The following is a 15,444-nucleotide window of genomic DNA, read 5'->3' as shown; positions in this document are numbered from 1 at the left end:
CGACCGTAAAATGCCGGGCGCCGGGAGCGGGAATTGGCGAGCGCTGCCGAACTGTCCCTTAACGGCACAGTTACCGGCCAATGGCAGGCTGCAGGCGAAGCTCAGGCACCGGAGTGCGCATGTCGCCCTGTTTCCAGACGATCCTCCTTACGCCGCGCACCGGGGCAACGGCGGCCGCGATGCGTCCCGGCCGCCGTTGCCCCGGTGCGAGGACCCGGCGATGATGGGCGCCGGCATCCATGCCCTCGGCGCCTCGCTCAGCGATTTCGTCGCCCGTGGCCTTGCCCGCCCGTCGGCGCGGTTCGCGAACCGGACGGTCCCATCACGCACAGCGAGCGCTGCTCTCATGCCGCACGACATCTCTGCCGACGCTCCCGCCGCGCCGCGCCATGGCGACGAGGTAGTCACCAGCCGCGAACTCGTCATGGCCCTGCATCGCAGCGCCATCGGCCGCCTGGTGATGCTGTCGGCCGATGGCGGGGAGGGTGGGCTCGGCGGCGTCGAACTCGGCCGTGCCATCGCCCGCGCCGGCATGTCCTGCATCCTGATCGATCTGACCGGCGAGGAGCGGATCGCCGCGGAGACGGGAATTGCGCCGGGCAGTCCCGGCCTGCACGAATTTGCCGAGAACCTGGCGCCGCTCGGCGAGATCATCCATCGCGACAGCCGCGGCGGCTGCCATGTGGTGCTGGCGACGGGCGCGGCGCCGGAGCCGGATTCGCCCGACGTCACGCTGGTGCTGGCCGCCTGCGCCGAGGCCTATGACTGCACAATCGTCGCGCTCGATGCCCGGCGCATGGACGACCTGCCGTCACTCCTCGACGAGGAAACCGCCATCGTGGTGGCCGGGCAGGCGGCAACGCCGGACGGCTACGCGACGATCGCCGGTGACTTGCGGGCGCTGGGCGTCGACGACCTGATTTTCATGCAGTGCGCGGCCACGCGGCGGGCGGGGCGTCGCGCCCCGGATCAACCGGACTGAGGCGGGGCGTTCAGCCGCGCGTCCCGTCGCCGTCCGCCCGATCCTTGCGCGGCACCCGCTCCATCCAGGAGATGATGAACATCGCCGGCACCACCCAGAGAATTCCGGTGAAGAAGAAATACGCCAGATGCACCCAGCCGCTGGCGGTGGGCAGATAGAGCGTCGCCACCGCCGTCGCGACGACGGCATAGACGATGACGAGAACGATCAGCACGACCGCGCCGATGAGCTTTCTGGTTCTGACCGGCATGATCCGCCTCTCCTGTTCGCGCCTTTGCGCCGAGGGCAGGGTGTCGTCCCGCGCTGCCATCGGCCGGCCGTCGCCGTGCCCGACCTCTAGGCCGGCCGGGCCGCCAATGCCAGCCTCGCCCCTGCGACTTTCCTGCGCTTGATCGCCTGGCGCTTTCGGTGCACATGGCACGCGACATGACGACGATCTCCCATTCCGCCGCCGGCCCTGTGGCCCGATCTCCCCGTCTGCGCGACCGCGCCGCGATCCGCTGGTGGCTCTATGTCACCGCGCTCCTGATCTTCGCGCTGGTCCTCGTCGGCGGTGCCACCCGGCTGACCGAGTCCGGCCTGTCGATCACCGAATGGAAGCCGATCCACGGCATCGTCCCGCCGCTTTCTGCCGCCGAATGGGATGAGGAATTCGAGCTCTACAAGCGCATTCCGCAATATCAGCAGCTCAACCTCGGCATGAGCCTCGACGAGTTCAAGACGATCTTCTGGTGGGAGTGGGCGCATCGCTTCCTGGCCCGCGCGATCGGCTTCGTCTTCGCGATCCCGCTGGCCTTCTTCTGGCTGACCGGCCGCATCGAGCCGTTCCTGAAACCCCGTCTCGTCGGCATTCTCGCCCTTGGCGGCCTGCAGGGCGCGGTTGGCTGGTGGATGGTCGCCTCGGGCCTGACCGAACGCACCGATGTCAGCCAGTACCGGCTCGCAACGCATCTGACGATCGCCTGCGTGATCTTCGCCGCAATCATCTGGGTGGCGCGCGGGCTGGCGCCGAAACGCTTCGACATGCCGCCGTCGCGCGGGTCGGCAGGCGTTGCGGCGCTGATCGCGCTGCTGGCGCTCGTCCAGATCTACATGGGCGGCCTGGTCGCCGGCCTGAATGCCGGCCTGACCTTCAACACCTGGCCGCTGATGGACGGCGTCTTGATCCCCGGCGGCCTGTTCGTCATGGACCCGGCCTGGCGGAATTTCTTCGAGAACGTCATGACGGTGCAGTTCATGCACCGGATCGGTGCCTATGTGCTGTTCGTGGTGGTGGTGATCCACGCGGTCGCGTCCCTGCTGCAGGCGGCGGGCAGCGTTCACACCAGGCGCGCTATCTGGCTTTTCGCCGCCGTCTTCGTGCAGGCGCTGATCGGCATCACGACCCTGCTTCTGGCCGTGCCCATCGACTGGGCGCTGGCTCATCAGGCCGGCGGCGTCATCGTCCTCGGATTGGCGGTCGCCCATGCCCGCGCGCTGAAGGGCGAATATCCCGAGCCGGCGCCGGTCGCCTGAGCCGTTTCGCCGCGCGCCGGTTTCGTCGTTCCGTTAACCCGGGACTGCGATGATCCTCGCCATCGGGGCAAGGGCCAGGGCGCGGGATGAGTGTGATCACGGGTGGGGGAGGACGGCAGGCGGTCTCCAAGGCCGAACTCGTCAGCGCCCTGAGCTACGCGCTGGACCTCACCGAAGGCCAGCCCGACGGCCACGGCCTGCGCTGCTGCTGGATCGGCATGAATGTCGGCCTAGCCATCGGCCTGTCCGAGCCGGAAATGGCCGACCTCTATTACACGCTGCTCCTCAAGGACATCGGCTGCAGCTCCAACGCGGCGCGCATCTGCCAGCTCTTCCTGACCGACGACATCGCCTTCAAGCGCGACATCAAGATCGTCAGCGACAGCCTTCCGCACGTTCTGCATTTCGTTCTCAAGCATACCGGCCTGAAGGCCAGCCTCGCCGAGCGCTTCCGCGCCATGGTGGTGGCGCTGGCCAAGGGCGACACGATCTCCCGCGAGCTGATCGAGACGCGTTGCCACCGCGGCGCCGACATCGTCCGCCAGATGCGTTTTCCCGAGACCGTGGCCGCCGGCATTCTCGATCTCGACGAACACTGGAACGGCAAGGGCCAGCCCCAGGGGCTGAAGGGGGAGGCGATCGCCCTGTTCGGCCGCATCGCGCTGCTCGCCCAGGTGGTCGACGTCTTCCACACCAGCGCCGACGCCGACTTCGCCCTGCGCGAAGTGACGGCGCGCAGCGGCAGCTGGTTCGACCCGGCCCTGATCGACGCCTTTACGAAGGTCGCCGCCGCCCCCGCGTTCTGGACGACGCTCAGGGCACCGGACCTTGCTGCAACGGTGATCGGCCTTGCCCCCGACAACAATGCCGAGCTCGCCGACGAGGAGTTCCTCGACAGCCTCGCCGAGGCCTTCGCGCAGGTCGTCGATTCCAAGAGCCCCTATACGGGCGGCCACAGCGAGCGGGTGGCGCTGTTCACCGACCTGATCGCCGAGAATCTGGGCCTGGGCGATCCGCGCCGACGCTTCCTGAAGCGCGTCGCGCTGCTCCACGACATCGGCAAGCTCAGCGTCTCCAACCAGATCCTCGACAAGCCGGGCAAGCTGGATTCCGACGAATGGGCGGTGATCAAGGGGCATCCCGGCTTCAGCGAGGCGATCCTGTCGCGCATCAGCATCTTCGCCGACCTGGCGCGGATCGCCGGCGCCCATCACGAGCGGCTGGATGGTCGGGGCTATCCGAACGGACTGGCGGGTGATGAGATCTGCCTCGACACCCGCATCATCACCACGGCCGACATCTTCGATGCGCTGACCGCCGAGCGGCCCTATCGCGCGGCGATGCCGGTATCGAAGGCGCTGGCGATCATGCGGGCCGATGTGGGAACGGCGATCGACGGGCGCTGCTTCGCGGCCCTGGAAGCGGCGCTCGAGAGCATCGACCGCGCCGCCGCCTGACGCCGCGCGGTCGCTGGCCTCAGCTCAGGGGAACAGCGGCAGCTGGGCGATGCCGGTGGTTTCCTCGAGGCCATAGGCGACGTTGAAATTCTGGATGGCCTGGCCGGCCGATCCCTTCACCAGATTGTCGAGCGTCGAGATGACGATGGCGCGGCCGGGAATGCGGTCGGGCACAACGTTGATCACCACATAGTTCGAGCCGCGGACCATCTGCGTCTGGGGCAGGACGTCCTCGTCCGGAATGGTGATGAACGGGTCGTCCCGATAGGTCTCGATCAGGTGCTCGCGCAGATCCGCCGCGGACTTGCCGGCGGCCAGCCGCACATAGCTGGTGCAGAGTTCGCCGCGGCTCATCGGAATGAGATGCGGGGTGAAGTTGACCCTCAGATCGTCGATGCCGGCGGCCTTGCCGATTTCCTGCTCGATCTCGGCCGAATGCCGGTGCTTGCCGACCGCATAGGGCGACAGGCCTTCGCCGGCCTCGCAGAACAGGGTGTTCTCCTTCAGCCCGCGACCGGCACCCGACACGCCCGACTTGGCGTCGATGACAATGTCTGTGGCGTCGATCAGCGTCGCGCTGGTCAGCGGCACCAGCGACAGCAGCGCCGCCGTCGGATAGCAGCCGGGGCAGGCGATCAGCCGCGCGTCGCGGATGGCCTCGCGGTTGAGCTCGGTCAGGCCGTAGACGGCCTCGCCCTGCAACTCGGTCGCGACGTGGTCGAGCCCGTACCATTCCTTGTAGGCGGCGGGGTCCCGCAGGCGGAAATCGGCCGACATGTCGATGATCTTCGTCTGCGGATAGGTCTCGAAGATCTCCTTGGTGATCGCCTGCGTCGTGCCGTGGGGCAGCCCGCAGAACACCGCGTCGACCTCGCTCCAGGGCGCTTCCTCGATGGTCACCAGATCCGGCAGGTCGATATGGGACAGGTGGCGGAAGACCTGCCGCATGGTCTTGCCGGCGTGGCTGTTCGCCGTGAGGACGGCGATGTCCATGTTCGGGTGACGGGCGGCGAGACGGACGAGATCCGCGCCGGTATAGCCGCTGGCTCCGAGCACACCAATCCTGATCTTGTCGGCCATCAGCCATCTCCTCGCATGGGGTTTCGGGCCCGCAGCGACCTCGCGCGGCGCCCCTGTCATTGCCGGGGTTTATCGAAATCTGGCGCGACGTCCAGACCGGGGCGTCGCGCCGGGGCCGATGTCAGGCCTGCAGCGCGGCCTTCACAGCCGCCACGATGCGGTCCTGCGTCGCCTCGTCCAGATAGGCGTGCATCGGCAGGCTGATGACGTCGCGGGACAGGGCGTCCGAGACCGGCAGTTCGCCGCCCGTCACCGGGAAGTGGCGATAGGCGGTCTGCCGGTGCAGGGGCTTTGGATAATAGATCGCCGTCGGCACGCCGGCCTCGCGCAGGCTGGCGGCGAAGGCGTTGCGGTCGGTGCCCTCCGGCAGGCGGATCGTGTATTGCGCCCAGGTCGAGACGGCGTCGCGCAGGAGCTTCTGCGGCGTCACGACCCCGGCGAGCATCTCCGAATAGCGGGCGGCGACGCGGCCGCGCGTTTCGATCTCGTCCGGGAAGATCGCCAGCTTCTCCATCAGGATCGCGGCTTGCAGCGTGTCCATGCGGCCGTTCATGCCGATGCGGACATTGTCGTATTTGTCCTCGACATTCTGGCCGTGGACGCGCAGCGACGCCATGATCTCGTTGAGTTCGGCATCGTCGGTCTGGACCGCGCCGCCATCGCCGTAGCAGCCGAGCGGCTTGGCCGGGAAGAAGCTGGTGGAGACGACATGCGACCACTTGCTGGACAATTCGCCGTCGATGGTGCCGCCATAGCCCTGGGCGGCGTCAGAGATGAGCTTCAGCCCGTGCGCGTCGGCGATGCGGCGCAGCGCCGGGTAGTCTGCCGGCTGGCCGAACAGGTCGACGGCGATGATCGCCCGTGGCGTCAGCCCGTCCTTGCCGGCGACCTCGGCGATCGCGGCTTCCAGATGCGCCGGGTCCATGTTGAAGGTATCGGCATCGACATCGACGAAATACGGCGTCGCGCCGAGCCAGGCGACGACTTCCGCTGTCGAGGCGAAGGTGAAGCTCGGGCAGAACACCACGTCGCCCGGCTTGATGCCCCAGGCCATCAAGGGCAGCGCCAGCGCGTCGGTGCCCGAGGCGCAGGACAGGGTGTAGGGCATCTGGCCGAATGTGCCGAGCGCCGCCTCGAGCTCGCGGATTTCCGGGCCCATGACGAAGGCGCCATGGTCCAGCACGGTCGCGATGCGGTGATCCACCTTGTGGCGGATCCGGTCACGCTGGGTGGCGAGGTCGATGAAAGGGATGTTCTGGGTCATGGGGCTCGTCTGGGTCGGGTGAATCGCCGCCGCAAAGGCGCGATGCCGTGGTGATCGAAAAGCCGGCGTCCGGCTACTCAAGATTCGTATCAGTCGCTTACGGAGCGTCGTTTCAACGGGTTAGGCGCGTGTCCTGATTCAGGATGGCAGCGTGTTGAATCACTTTGTCAGCGCGCCGGGCCGCATCATCCCGGCTGCTTCTGCGCCAGCAGGCCGAGCACATACATGGCGACCGTTGCGCCGGCGATCGCCGTCATGTCGCTATGGTCATAAGGCGGCGAGACTTCGACCACGTCCGCGCCGACCAGCCGGAGATCGCCGAGCCGGCGCAGCACCGCCAGCATCTTGGCGCTCGATGGGCCGCCTGCGACCGGCGTGCCGGTGCCCGGCGCGAAGGCGACGTCGAGGCAGTCGATGTCGAAGCTGAGATAGGTCGGCGCGCCGCCGGTGCGCGACAGGATCGCCTCGGCGATCGCCGCGCTGGTCATCTCCTCCACCGCCTCGCCGTCGAGGATCGCCAGGCCGCAATCCTCCGGCGCATGGGTGCGGATGCCGACCTGGATCGAGGTCGTCGGGTCGATCAGGCCCGCATCCACGGCCGCCTTGACGAAGGAGCCGTGATCGACGCGCGGCTGGCCGTCGCCGCCGGTGGCGACGGGCCAGGTGTCCTGATGGGCGTCGAACTGGACCAGCGACAGCTTGCCGTGCCGCGCCACATGCGCCTGCAGGAGCGGGAAGGTGATCGAATGGTCGCCGCCCAGCGTCATCAGGAAGCCAGTCTTGGCGATCAGGGCCGCCGCCTCGGCGCGGATGGTCTCGTGCGCCGTCTCGGGCAGCCGGTAGTCGAGCAGGCAGTCGCCGTAATCGACGACGCTCAGGGGCTCGAAGAGATCCGTGTCGAAGGGGAACTGCGGATCATTGTCGAAGATCGCCGAGGCGCGGCGCAGCGCCTGCGGGCCGAAGCGCGTGCCCGGACGGTTGGAGACCGAGGCGTCGAAGGGAATGCCCCAGACCGTCACGTCGGTGCCGTCGACCGCCTTCGTCTGGCGCCGCCGCATGAAGGAGAGGGCGCCGGCATAGGTCGGGTCGCCCGCCGCGCCGTGGGCGCTGTCGGCGGTGAAGGCATGGTCGATGGACGTGCTGGGCATGGTCACTTCCGCCAGGGAGCGTCGGGAAGGCGGCGGGCCGGAGGTGGCCGGGGCCGGGCGCAGCTCCGATGCGCCAGACCAGCCTGTCGGGCCCACATAAGCAAAAAGCCGCCGGGCGACCACCCGGCGGCTTTGAACTTCGCGGGAGAAAGGGCAGCGGCAGACGCCGCCGCGCCGATCAGCGCTTGGAGAACTGGAAGGACCGGCGGGCCTTCGCCTTGCCGTACTTCTTGCGCTCGACCGTACGCGAGTCGCGCGTCAGGAAGCCGCCCTTCTTGAGAACCGCGCGCAGGCCCGGCTCGTAATAGGTCAGCGCCTTGGAGATGCCGTGGCGAACCGCACCGGCCTGGCCGGACAGACCACCGCCGGCCACCGTGGCGACGACGTCGAACTGGCCGTCACGGGCCGCGGCGACGATCGGCTGACGCAGCACCATCTGCAGGACCGGACGGGCGAAATAGGCCGTGAAGTCGCGGTCGTTGACGGTGATCTTGCCGGTGCCCGGCTTCACCCAGACGCGGGCAACCGCATCCTTGCGCTTGCCGGTGGCATAGGCGCGACCGTACTGGTCGAGCTTCTGCACATGCACCGGGGCTTCCGGCTGTGCGGTGACTTCGGCCGTGCCGAGTTCTTCGAGCGAAGAGAGCTGGGACATTATGCGGCCCTCGAGTTCTTGGAGTTCATGGCCCGGACGTCGAGCGTCTCGGGGGACTGCGCCTCATGCGGGTGCTCGGCACCGGCATAGACGCGGAGGTTCTTGAGCTGGCGACGGCCGAGCGGGCCGCGCGGCAGCATGCGCTCGATGGCCTTCTCGACGACGCGCTCCGGGAAGCGGCCCTCGAGGATGTGGCGCGCCTTGCGCTCCTTGATGCCGCCGGCATAACCGGTGTGCCAGTAGTACGTCTTGTTCTCGTACTTCTTGCCGGTCAGGACGATCTTGTCCGCATTGATGATGATGATGTTGTCGCCATCATCGACATGCGGCGTGAAGGTCGGCTTGTGCTTGCCGCGGAGGCGAAGCGCGACGATGGAAGCGAGGCGGCCGACGACGAGCCCTTCGGCGTCGATCAGGATCCACTTCTTCTCCACCGTCTCGGTCTTCTGCGAGAAGGTTTTCATGTTCTGCCCTTGGGTGTTCGTGAGCATCGTTGCCGACCGCTGTGGCCGTCGATCTTGGGAAGGCGGCGCGAGCCGGCTCTTCGTGGAGCGGGACATACGGGGCCGCACCGCGTCTGTCAACGTCAAAAGGCGCATCGGCACCCTTCGCGAGCCCCTGTCATGCAGGGGATCGCGGCATCAAGGTATCATGATACCGCAACGCCGGGCGCGTCTCATCGGGGCGGGATCGAATAGGTCGCCACCGCATGGGCGACCAGCGCTTCGTCCGCCGCATTGGTCAGGGCGATGTCGACGACCGCCAGCCGCTTGCCGAGCTTCAGGAGCCGGGCTTCGCCGAGGATGCCGCCGGGCTCGGGCTTGCGCAGGAAGTTGATCGACAGATTGGTGGTGACGGCGAGCGCCACCGGCCCGATATGGGCGAGGATCGCGACATAGGCGGCAAGATCGGCTAGCGCGAAGAGGCTGGGTCCGGAAACGGTGCCGCCGGGCCGCAGATGCCGGTCGCTGGCGTCGAGCCGCATGGTCGCCGCGCCCGGACTGACATCGGTGATCGAATAGCCACCCTCGCGTCCGCCGATCTGCGGAAAATCGCTGTCGAGAAAGGCTTCGAGTTCGGCTTTCGTCATGATCGGCTGCACGCGCGCGTTCCTCCCGCTTCTGTCCGGCCGGGCAGATGCCGCCTCCCGACGCACACCGTCCTAGCTTCGGGGCCCTGCAATGGCCAGTCGGACTGACGATATCGGCGGGGACCGTCCTCCGGAGCGCAGCGACGATCTTGCGGAGGGCGGGGCGATTCTGTTGAAGGTGGCAGGAACGCCTTCCTTCAGTCGACCGGAACCGATCCATGGCAGACATCTTCGAAATCGCCGATGCGGGCCAGCATCCCGTCGAAATCCAGCGGGCGACGGGCCTGACCCGGATCGTCCTGTCCAGCCCGCCGGCGAACGCCCTGTCGATGGCGATGATGAACGCGATCCTCGCCGCGCTCGCCGATGCGGCGGCCGACACCGACAACCGCGTGGTGGTCATTGCGGGGGCGGGCAAGATCTTCTCGGCCGGCCACGATCTGAAGGAACTGACCGCCCATCGCGCCGACGCCGATCGCGGCCGCGCCTTCTTCGAGGCGACAATGCGCAAATGCTCCGAGGTGATGCAGGCGATCGTGCGCCATCCCGTGCCGGTGATCGCCGAGGTCAACGGGCTGGCGACGGCCGCTGGCTGCCAGCTCGTCGCCTCCTGCGATCTCGCCATCGCCTCCGAGGAAGCGCAGTTCTGCACGCCGGGCGTCAATATCGGCCTGTTCTGCTCGACGCCGATGGTGGCGCTGTCGCGCAATCTCAGCCGCAAGCACGCCATGGAGATGCTCTTGACGGGCGAGACCATCGATGCCCGCTCGGCCCGCGAGTTCGGCCTGGTCAACCGGGTCGTGCCGCCGGAATATCTCGGCACCATCGTCGGCAAATATGCCACCACCATCGCCTCCAAGTCGGCGATGACGGTGAAGACCGGCAAGGAAGCATTCTACCGGCAGGCCGAGATGGGGCTGTCCGACGCCTATGAATATGCCGCCTCGGTGATGACCGAGAACATGCTGGCGAAGGACGCGGAAGAGGGCATCGGCGCCTTCCTGGAGAAGCGCAAGCCGGAATGGACGCACGAATGAGCCCGGCGGAGAGCGCCCCGGGTGCCGCTGCGCCGGCGCCGCTGGTCTATGACGACTCGGCCATGCGTGGCCTGCTCGACCGGGTGCAGACCATCGCCCTCGTCGGCGCCAGCGCCAAGCCGGTGCGCCCGTCCTATTTCGTCCTGAAATACCTGCTGGCCAAGGGCTACCGCGTCATCCCGGTCAATCCGGGCCTCGCCGGTCAGGACCTGCTCGGCCAGCGCTGCCATGCCGATCTCGCCAGCATTCCCGAGCCGGTCGACATGATCGACATCTTCCGCTCCGCCGACGCCGTGCCGGGAATCGTCAAAGAGGCGCTGGCGACGGATCCGCGCCCCTCGGTCATCTGGATGCAGCTCGGCATCCGCAACGACGCTGCCGCGCGGACGGCCGAGGCCGAAGGCCTGACCGTCATCATGGATCGCTGCCCCAAGATCGAATATGCGCGCCTGTCGGGCGAGATCGGCTGGAACGGCGTCAATTCGCGCGTTCTCTCGTCGAAGAAGCCGGCCATGGGCAAGGGCTTCCAGAGCTACGGGCTGAACCGGACGAAATAGGCGAGGGCGCCTGGCGCAGCAATCAGGCCGCCGACCGATCATCGCGCTGCAAAGTCCGGATGATAGGCGACGCAGCCCGCCGGGATCTCGGGACCGAAGGCAAGCCGCATGAAATACGGCGCGGGTGCATCCGGGTAGCGAAGCTGCGGATCGGCCGCAAAGCCGAAGCGGCGATAATAGCCGGGATCGCCGAGCACCACGCAGCCCCGGGCGCGTTGGTTCCGCAGGCGGTCGAGACCTGCCCGCACAAGCGCGCCGCCGATCCCCTGCCTCTGGCGATCGGGCGAAACGGCCACCGGTCCGAGGCCGAACCAGCCGACATCGCGGCCGTCGATCGTCACCGGCGAGAAAGCGACATGGCCGACGATCCGGCCGCCCGCGACCGCGACGAGCGACAGTGTCAGCGCGTCATCGGCGCGCAGCGCATCGACGATGGCACCCTCGGTGCCGTCGCTGTGCGGCGCATCGGCGAAGGCTGGCGTGACGACCTGCCGGATCTCCGCGGCGTCGTCCGGTCGTTCCGGGCGGATGTCGTAGGCCATCCGGGGAGTATAGCGGCAGCGAAGCGGGGCACCACACGATGTGATGCCCCGATGCCCTTAGCCGGTGGGCGTCGCCGCGTTGACGAAGTCGGGCACGTCGGCGAGCGGGAAGTCGCGGACCTGGTCCTTGCCCATCCGGCGCTGGCGATTGCGCGGCTCCAGCGCCTGCGGCTGACCGGTCTCCAACGCCCGCTCGATCGCCTCGATGACGATCATGTCGAGAACGCCTTCCTCGCCATTCGGCTCGGGCTCGCGGTCTTCCAGGATGCAGTCGGAGAAATACGCCGTCTCGCCGGCGAACTGGTCGACCACCGGATGGGTCCGCTCCTCGGTCTTGCCGCCCCGCGTCAGCCGGAAGTCGATGGACACGCCCTCACCGAAGCCGAAGGCGGGATTGGCCTCGATGATCCCCTCGCTGCCGACCACATGCAGCCGGTCGACGCTGTCGCCTGAATAGCTGACGGTGAAGCTCGCCGCGCGTCCCTCGGTGAAGGAGAGGATGACGCTGACCGTGTCGGCGCACCCGAGCCCGCGCTCGGGCACCTTCGACGCGACGGCCGTGACCGAGATCGGCTCGGCCTCGAAGAAATTGCGCACGGCGTTGATCGGATAGGCGCCCATGTCGGGGATCGGTCCGGCCCAGAAGCCGTTTTGCGCCCGGTGGTTCGCGGCATCGACATTCTGCGCGAAGGTCGCGGTGAAGAAGCGCGGCGTGCCGATCTCGCCGGCGCGGATCGCCGCCAAGATCGCCTGGGTACCGGGCTCGGAATGCAGGCGATAGGCCAGCATCAACCGGGCGCCGGAAGCGCGGGCCGCGGCCTCGATCGCCTCGGCATCGGAAAGGCTGCCGGCCATCGGCTTTTCCAGGAGCACGTGAATGCCGGCCTTGAGCGCCGGCTCGGCGAATTCCCGGTGGCGGAAGTTCGGCGTCGCCACATAGACCGCGTCGATGTCGCCGCTGGCCAGGAGCGCGTCGTATTCGTCATAGCCATAGGGCCTGATGTCGTAGCGCTCGCCGAGCGCGCGGGCCTTCTCAGGGTCGCCGGTGACGATTGCCGTCATGACCGAGTTCGACGTCTGGCCGACGCCCGGCATGAAGGCGCCCTGGGAGATCCAGCCGCCGCCGACGACGGCGTAGCGGATCTGTCCGTTGGAATTCGGCATGCGTGCTGTCCCCTGGTGGTTCGTTCGATCCTCGCAGAATGGCTGGCATGCAGGGCGGTTGCATCCCCGGTGCTGCGACATCTGGAAAATCCGTGCCGGCAACTCGCCGCCCCGGGCGCGGCATGCTAGAGCGTGCCGAGCACCGGAGGGCCCGCAAGGGCTGTCCGGAACGGCATCATGGAAGGGGAGAGAGACAGATGAGCGGACCGAATTTCGAGACCCTGGCGATCCACGCCGGCGCGCAGCCGGACCCGGCGACGGGCGCCCGGGCGACGCCGATCTACCAGACCACGTCCTTCGTCTTCGAGGATGTCGACCACGCCGCCTCGCTGTTCGGGCTCCAGCAGTTCGGTAACATCTACACCCGCATCATGAACCCGACCCAGGCGGTGCTGGAAGAGCGCGTCGCCGCGCTCGAAGGCGGCACCGCGGCGCTGGCCGTGGCGTCGGGCCATGCCGCGCAGCTCATCATCTTCCAGGCGATGATGCAGCCGGGCGACGAGTTCGTCGCCTCGCGCAAGCTCTATGGCGGTTCGATCAACCAGTTCGGCCATGCCTTCAAGTCGTTCGGCTGGACCGTCAACTGGGCCGATCTGGACGATCTCGCCAGCTTCGAGGCGGCGGTCACCCCCAAGACCAAGGCGATCTTCATCGAGTCGATCGCCAATCCCGGCGGCATCGTCGTCGACATCGCCGGCATCTCGGCCATCGCCCAGAAGCACGGCATTCCGCTGATCGTCGACAACACCATGGCGACGCCGTATCTGTGCCGGCCGATCGAGCACGGTGCCGACATCGTCGTGCATTCGCTGACGAAGTTCATGGGCGGCCACGGCAATTCCATGGGCGGCGCCATCGTCGACGCCGGCACCTTCGACTGGTCGGCGAACGACCGCTACCCGATGCTGTCGCAGCCGCGGCCGGAATATAACGGCGTCGTACTGCACGAGACCTTCGGCAATTTCGCCTTCGCCATCGCCTGCCGCGTTCTCGGCCTGCGCGATCTCGGACCGGCGATCTCGCCCTTCAACGCCTTCATGCTTCTGACCGGCATCGAGACGCTGCCGCTGCGCATGCAGCGCCACTGCGACAACGCCAAGGCCGTCGCGGCGCATCTGCAGGGCCACGAGAAGGTGAGTTGGGTGTCCTATTCGGGCCTGCCGGACCATCCGAACCACGCGATGATGCAAAAATATTCGCCCAAGGGCGCCGGCGCCGTCTTCACCTTCGGCCTGAAGGGCGGCTTCGAGGCCGGCGTCACCTTCGTGGAAGCGCTGGAACTGTTTTCGCATCTCGCCAATATCGGCGACACCCGCTCGCTGGTGATCCACCCGGCATCGACCACCCACAAGCAGCTCGCCGACGAGCAGCGGATTGCCGCGGGCGCCGGGCCGGACGTGGTGCGCCTGTCGATCGGCATCGAGAATGTCGACGACATCATCGCCGATCTCGACCAGGCGCTCGCCAAGGTCTGATCGCCGCCACTCGAACCATCCGGAAAGGGCCGGTCGCTTCGTGCGGCCGGCCCTTTTCTCTGCGATGGCGGGAACGCCTCGCGCGCGCCGCGCTTTCTGGCCGTCGCTGATCGACGAAGGAGACCGACATGACCGAACATTTCGTCCGGTTCGACAAGGCGCTGGTGCCCGTCGAGACCGGCGCGCCCGACAAGGACAAGATCCGCAGCGGCCGCCCGAGCAACAAGACCTGGAACATGGAGGAGACGGGCGACGGTCTCTACGCCGGCATCTGGGAATCCTCCGCCGGCGAATGGGACATCGACTATGACGAGTGGGAGTTCTTCCACATCCTGGAGGGTGTGTCCGTTCTGACTGAGAACGGGTGCGAGCCGGTCAAGCTCGTCGCCGGCGACAGCTTCGTCATCCGCCCCGGCTTCAAGGGACGCTGGAAGGTCGTGGAGCCGACCAAGAAGCACTACGTCATCAAGGTCTGAAGGGCTCCCGCAAACCGGTCGGCCGGCGGAGCAGGGGCGCGCGCCGTCGCCTGGCGTTGAATCGATCCGTGATGACAGTTGGCCAGCCCCTTGGCCGGACTCGCGAATGTCCGTCGAGCGCCGCCGCCCCGGAGGGCGTCTGCCGCAAACGCAAACTGGCCGGACGAAGCGCCCGGCCTGCCTCAGCAGGAGTTGCGCAGATGCACCTGCTGCCAGCCGGAGCGGCCTTCCCGCACCTTCACCCGGCGGTGGCGGGTGTCGTATTCGGCCGGAATGGTGCGTGCGACAGACCGCGCCGGTTCCAGCACGACCCTCTCGCGGACCGTCTCGTAGCGCGCGGGGATGACATGCTCGCGGGTGCGGGCCGGCTCGACCTCCACCCGGACATGCTCGACGCCGTATTCGGCCGGGATCGTCTCGGTCCAGCTGTCGCCGGGATCGACGACGACCTTGCGATACCGGGTCTCATAGCGCGCCGGCGCCACGACGCGGCAATAGACCCGGTGGCCGTTGATCACCCGCCATTCCCAGCGCTCCGTCGCCGGATGCACCATCACCGTTTCGGCGACCTTGCGATAGACGGGCGGGGAAGAGCGGTGGACGGTCCGGGCCGGGTGGATGAGCACCTTGCGGGCGACGGTCTCGTAGCGGGCGGGCACGACGCTGCGCACGACGCGCTCCGGCTCGACGAGGACGTGACGCTTTTCGGTGCCATAGACCGGCGGTACCGTCTCGTAGACGGTCTCGGCGGGCCGCACCATCACGGTTTCCGCGACCGATGCGTATTCCGCCGGCTCATGCACCGGCTGGTAGCAGGAGATGGCCCGGCTTCCGCCCGCCATGGATGGCGCGACGGCGAACAGCAGGCTGCTCCCCGCGGTCAGCAAAGCAACAAGTCGCTTCATACTCATACACTCCAGCGATTGTTCAGATGAGAACAATCAAGACGAGCGCAGAAGAAATTGCAACATGTTCAGTGGCGGCCTGAGCGGAAAGCCGATC

The 15,444-nt window shown here is 67.5% G+C and carries 17 protein-coding genes; 7 read left to right on the top strand and 10 right to left on the bottom strand.

Annotation, left to right across the window (positions count from 1 at the left end):
* The first annotated feature begins 10 nt into the window (after nt 1–10).
* Nucleotides 11–982 (top strand): hypothetical protein, encoded by a 972-nt coding sequence (locus tag H536_RS0115325; RefSeq protein WP_155898511.1) that lies wholly within the window; start codon nt 11–13, stop codon nt 980–982.
* A gap of 10 nt (nt 983–992) precedes the next feature.
* Here H536_RS0115325 and H536_RS0115320 read toward each other — a convergent pair whose 3' ends face one another.
* Complete coding sequence (locus H536_RS0115320) at nt 993–1,232, bottom strand: DUF2842 domain-containing protein (RefSeq protein WP_024351313.1); 240 nt, start codon at nt 1,230–1,232, stop codon at nt 993–995.
* Nucleotides 1,233–1,396: 164 nt separating this feature from the next.
* On the opposite strand from H536_RS0115320, the gene H536_RS0115315 reads away from it, so the two are divergent.
* Both H536_RS0115315 and H536_RS0115310 read left to right on the top strand, forming a co-directional pair.
* Nucleotides 1,397–2,497 carry a COX15/CtaA family protein gene (locus H536_RS0115315; RefSeq protein ID WP_373279295.1) on the top strand — a complete coding sequence of 367 codons (1,101 nt, stop codon included), beginning with the start codon at nt 1,397–1,399 and terminating at the stop codon, nt 2,495–2,497.
* 86 nt (nt 2,498–2,583) lie between these two features.
* Nucleotides 2,584–3,954, top strand: coding sequence for an HD-GYP domain-containing protein (locus H536_RS0115310; RefSeq protein ID WP_024351311.1), 1,371 nt, complete (start codon nt 2,584–2,586; stop codon nt 3,952–3,954).
* Between the two features lie 24 nt (nt 3,955–3,978).
* Here H536_RS0115310 and argC read toward each other — a convergent pair whose 3' ends face one another.
* The 6 genes from argC to H536_RS0115280 all read right to left on the bottom strand — a co-directional run bounded on the left by argC (nt 3,979) and on the right by H536_RS0115280 (nt 9,191).
* Nucleotides 3,979–5,034, bottom strand: a complete 1,056-nt coding sequence (argC, locus tag H536_RS0115305) for an N-acetyl-gamma-glutamyl-phosphate reductase (RefSeq protein ID WP_024351310.1) — start codon at nt 5,032–5,034, stop codon at nt 3,979–3,981.
* A 121-nt stretch (nt 5,035–5,155) separates the two neighbouring features.
* Complete coding sequence (locus H536_RS0115300) at nt 5,156–6,298, bottom strand: DegT/DnrJ/EryC1/StrS family aminotransferase (protein WP_024351309.1); 1,143 nt, start codon at nt 6,296–6,298, stop codon at nt 5,156–5,158.
* A 185-nt stretch (nt 6,299–6,483) separates the two neighbouring features.
* On the bottom strand, nt 6,484–7,446 hold the full coding sequence (gene speB, locus H536_RS0115295; protein WP_024351308.1) for an agmatinase: 963 nt from the start codon (nt 7,444–7,446) through the stop codon (nt 6,484–6,486).
* A gap of 178 nt (nt 7,447–7,624) precedes the next feature.
* Nucleotides 7,625–8,101, bottom strand: coding sequence for a 30S ribosomal protein S9 (gene rpsI, locus H536_RS0115290; protein WP_024351307.1), 477 nt, complete (start codon nt 8,099–8,101; stop codon nt 7,625–7,627).
* Entirely contained in the window at nt 8,101–8,565 is a 465-nt protein-coding gene (gene rplM, locus H536_RS0115285) for a 50S ribosomal protein L13 (protein WP_024351306.1), read from the bottom strand. The genes rpsI and rplM overlap by 1 nt, the downstream gene beginning before the upstream one ends.
* Before the next feature lie 212 nt (nt 8,566–8,777).
* Complete coding sequence (locus H536_RS0115280) at nt 8,778–9,191, bottom strand: PaaI family thioesterase (RefSeq protein WP_051141614.1); 414 nt, start codon at nt 9,189–9,191, stop codon at nt 8,778–8,780.
* Between the two features lie 218 nt (nt 9,192–9,409).
* On the opposite strand from H536_RS0115280, the gene H536_RS0115275 reads away from it, so the two are divergent.
* The gene (locus tag H536_RS0115275; RefSeq protein WP_024351304.1) at nt 9,410–10,228 is read left to right on the top strand and encodes an enoyl-CoA hydratase; all 819 of its coding nucleotides are present in this window, start codon (nt 9,410–9,412) and stop codon (nt 10,226–10,228) included.
* Between the two features lie 62 nt (nt 10,229–10,290).
* A complete protein-coding gene (locus tag H536_RS0115270) occupies nt 10,291–10,785 on the top strand; it encodes a CoA-binding protein (protein WP_029703364.1) in 495 nt (164 codons plus the stop codon).
* Between the two features lie 38 nt (nt 10,786–10,823).
* On the opposite strand, the gene H536_RS0115265 is transcribed toward H536_RS0115270, so the two are convergent.
* Nucleotides 10,824–11,327 (bottom strand): GNAT family N-acetyltransferase, encoded by a 504-nt coding sequence (locus H536_RS0115265; protein ID WP_024351302.1) that lies wholly within the window; start codon nt 11,325–11,327, stop codon nt 10,824–10,826.
* Between the two features lie 57 nt (nt 11,328–11,384).
* Nucleotides 11,385–12,491, bottom strand: a complete 1,107-nt coding sequence (locus tag H536_RS0115260) for a Gfo/Idh/MocA family protein (protein ID WP_024351301.1) — start codon at nt 12,489–12,491, stop codon at nt 11,385–11,387.
* Nucleotides 12,492–12,688: 197 nt separating this feature from the next.
* Here H536_RS0115260 and H536_RS0115255 point away from each other — a divergent pair, with 197 nt between their 5' ends.
* Both H536_RS0115255 and H536_RS0115250 read left to right on the top strand, forming a co-directional pair.
* Complete coding sequence (locus H536_RS0115255) at nt 12,689–13,966, top strand: O-acetylhomoserine aminocarboxypropyltransferase (protein WP_024351300.1); 1,278 nt, start codon at nt 12,689–12,691, stop codon at nt 13,964–13,966.
* Between the two features lie 128 nt (nt 13,967–14,094).
* A complete protein-coding gene (locus H536_RS0115250; RefSeq protein WP_024351299.1) occupies nt 14,095–14,442 on the top strand; it encodes a cupin domain-containing protein in 348 nt (115 codons plus the stop codon).
* A 182-nt stretch (nt 14,443–14,624) separates the two neighbouring features.
* On the opposite strand, the gene H536_RS0115245 is transcribed toward H536_RS0115250, so the two are convergent.
* Complete coding sequence (locus tag H536_RS0115245) at nt 14,625–15,347, bottom strand: hypothetical protein (protein ID WP_024351298.1); 723 nt, start codon at nt 15,345–15,347, stop codon at nt 14,625–14,627.
* Between the last annotated feature and the right edge of the window lie 97 nt (nt 15,348–15,444).

Source organism: Aurantimonas coralicida DSM 14790 (assembly GCF_000421645.1).
Lineage (GTDB): Bacteria > Pseudomonadota > Alphaproteobacteria > Rhizobiales > Rhizobiaceae > Aurantimonas > Aurantimonas coralicida.
The sequence above is the reverse complement of the archived record's forward strand: the minus strand, read 5'-3'. Positions and strand labels throughout refer to the sequence as shown.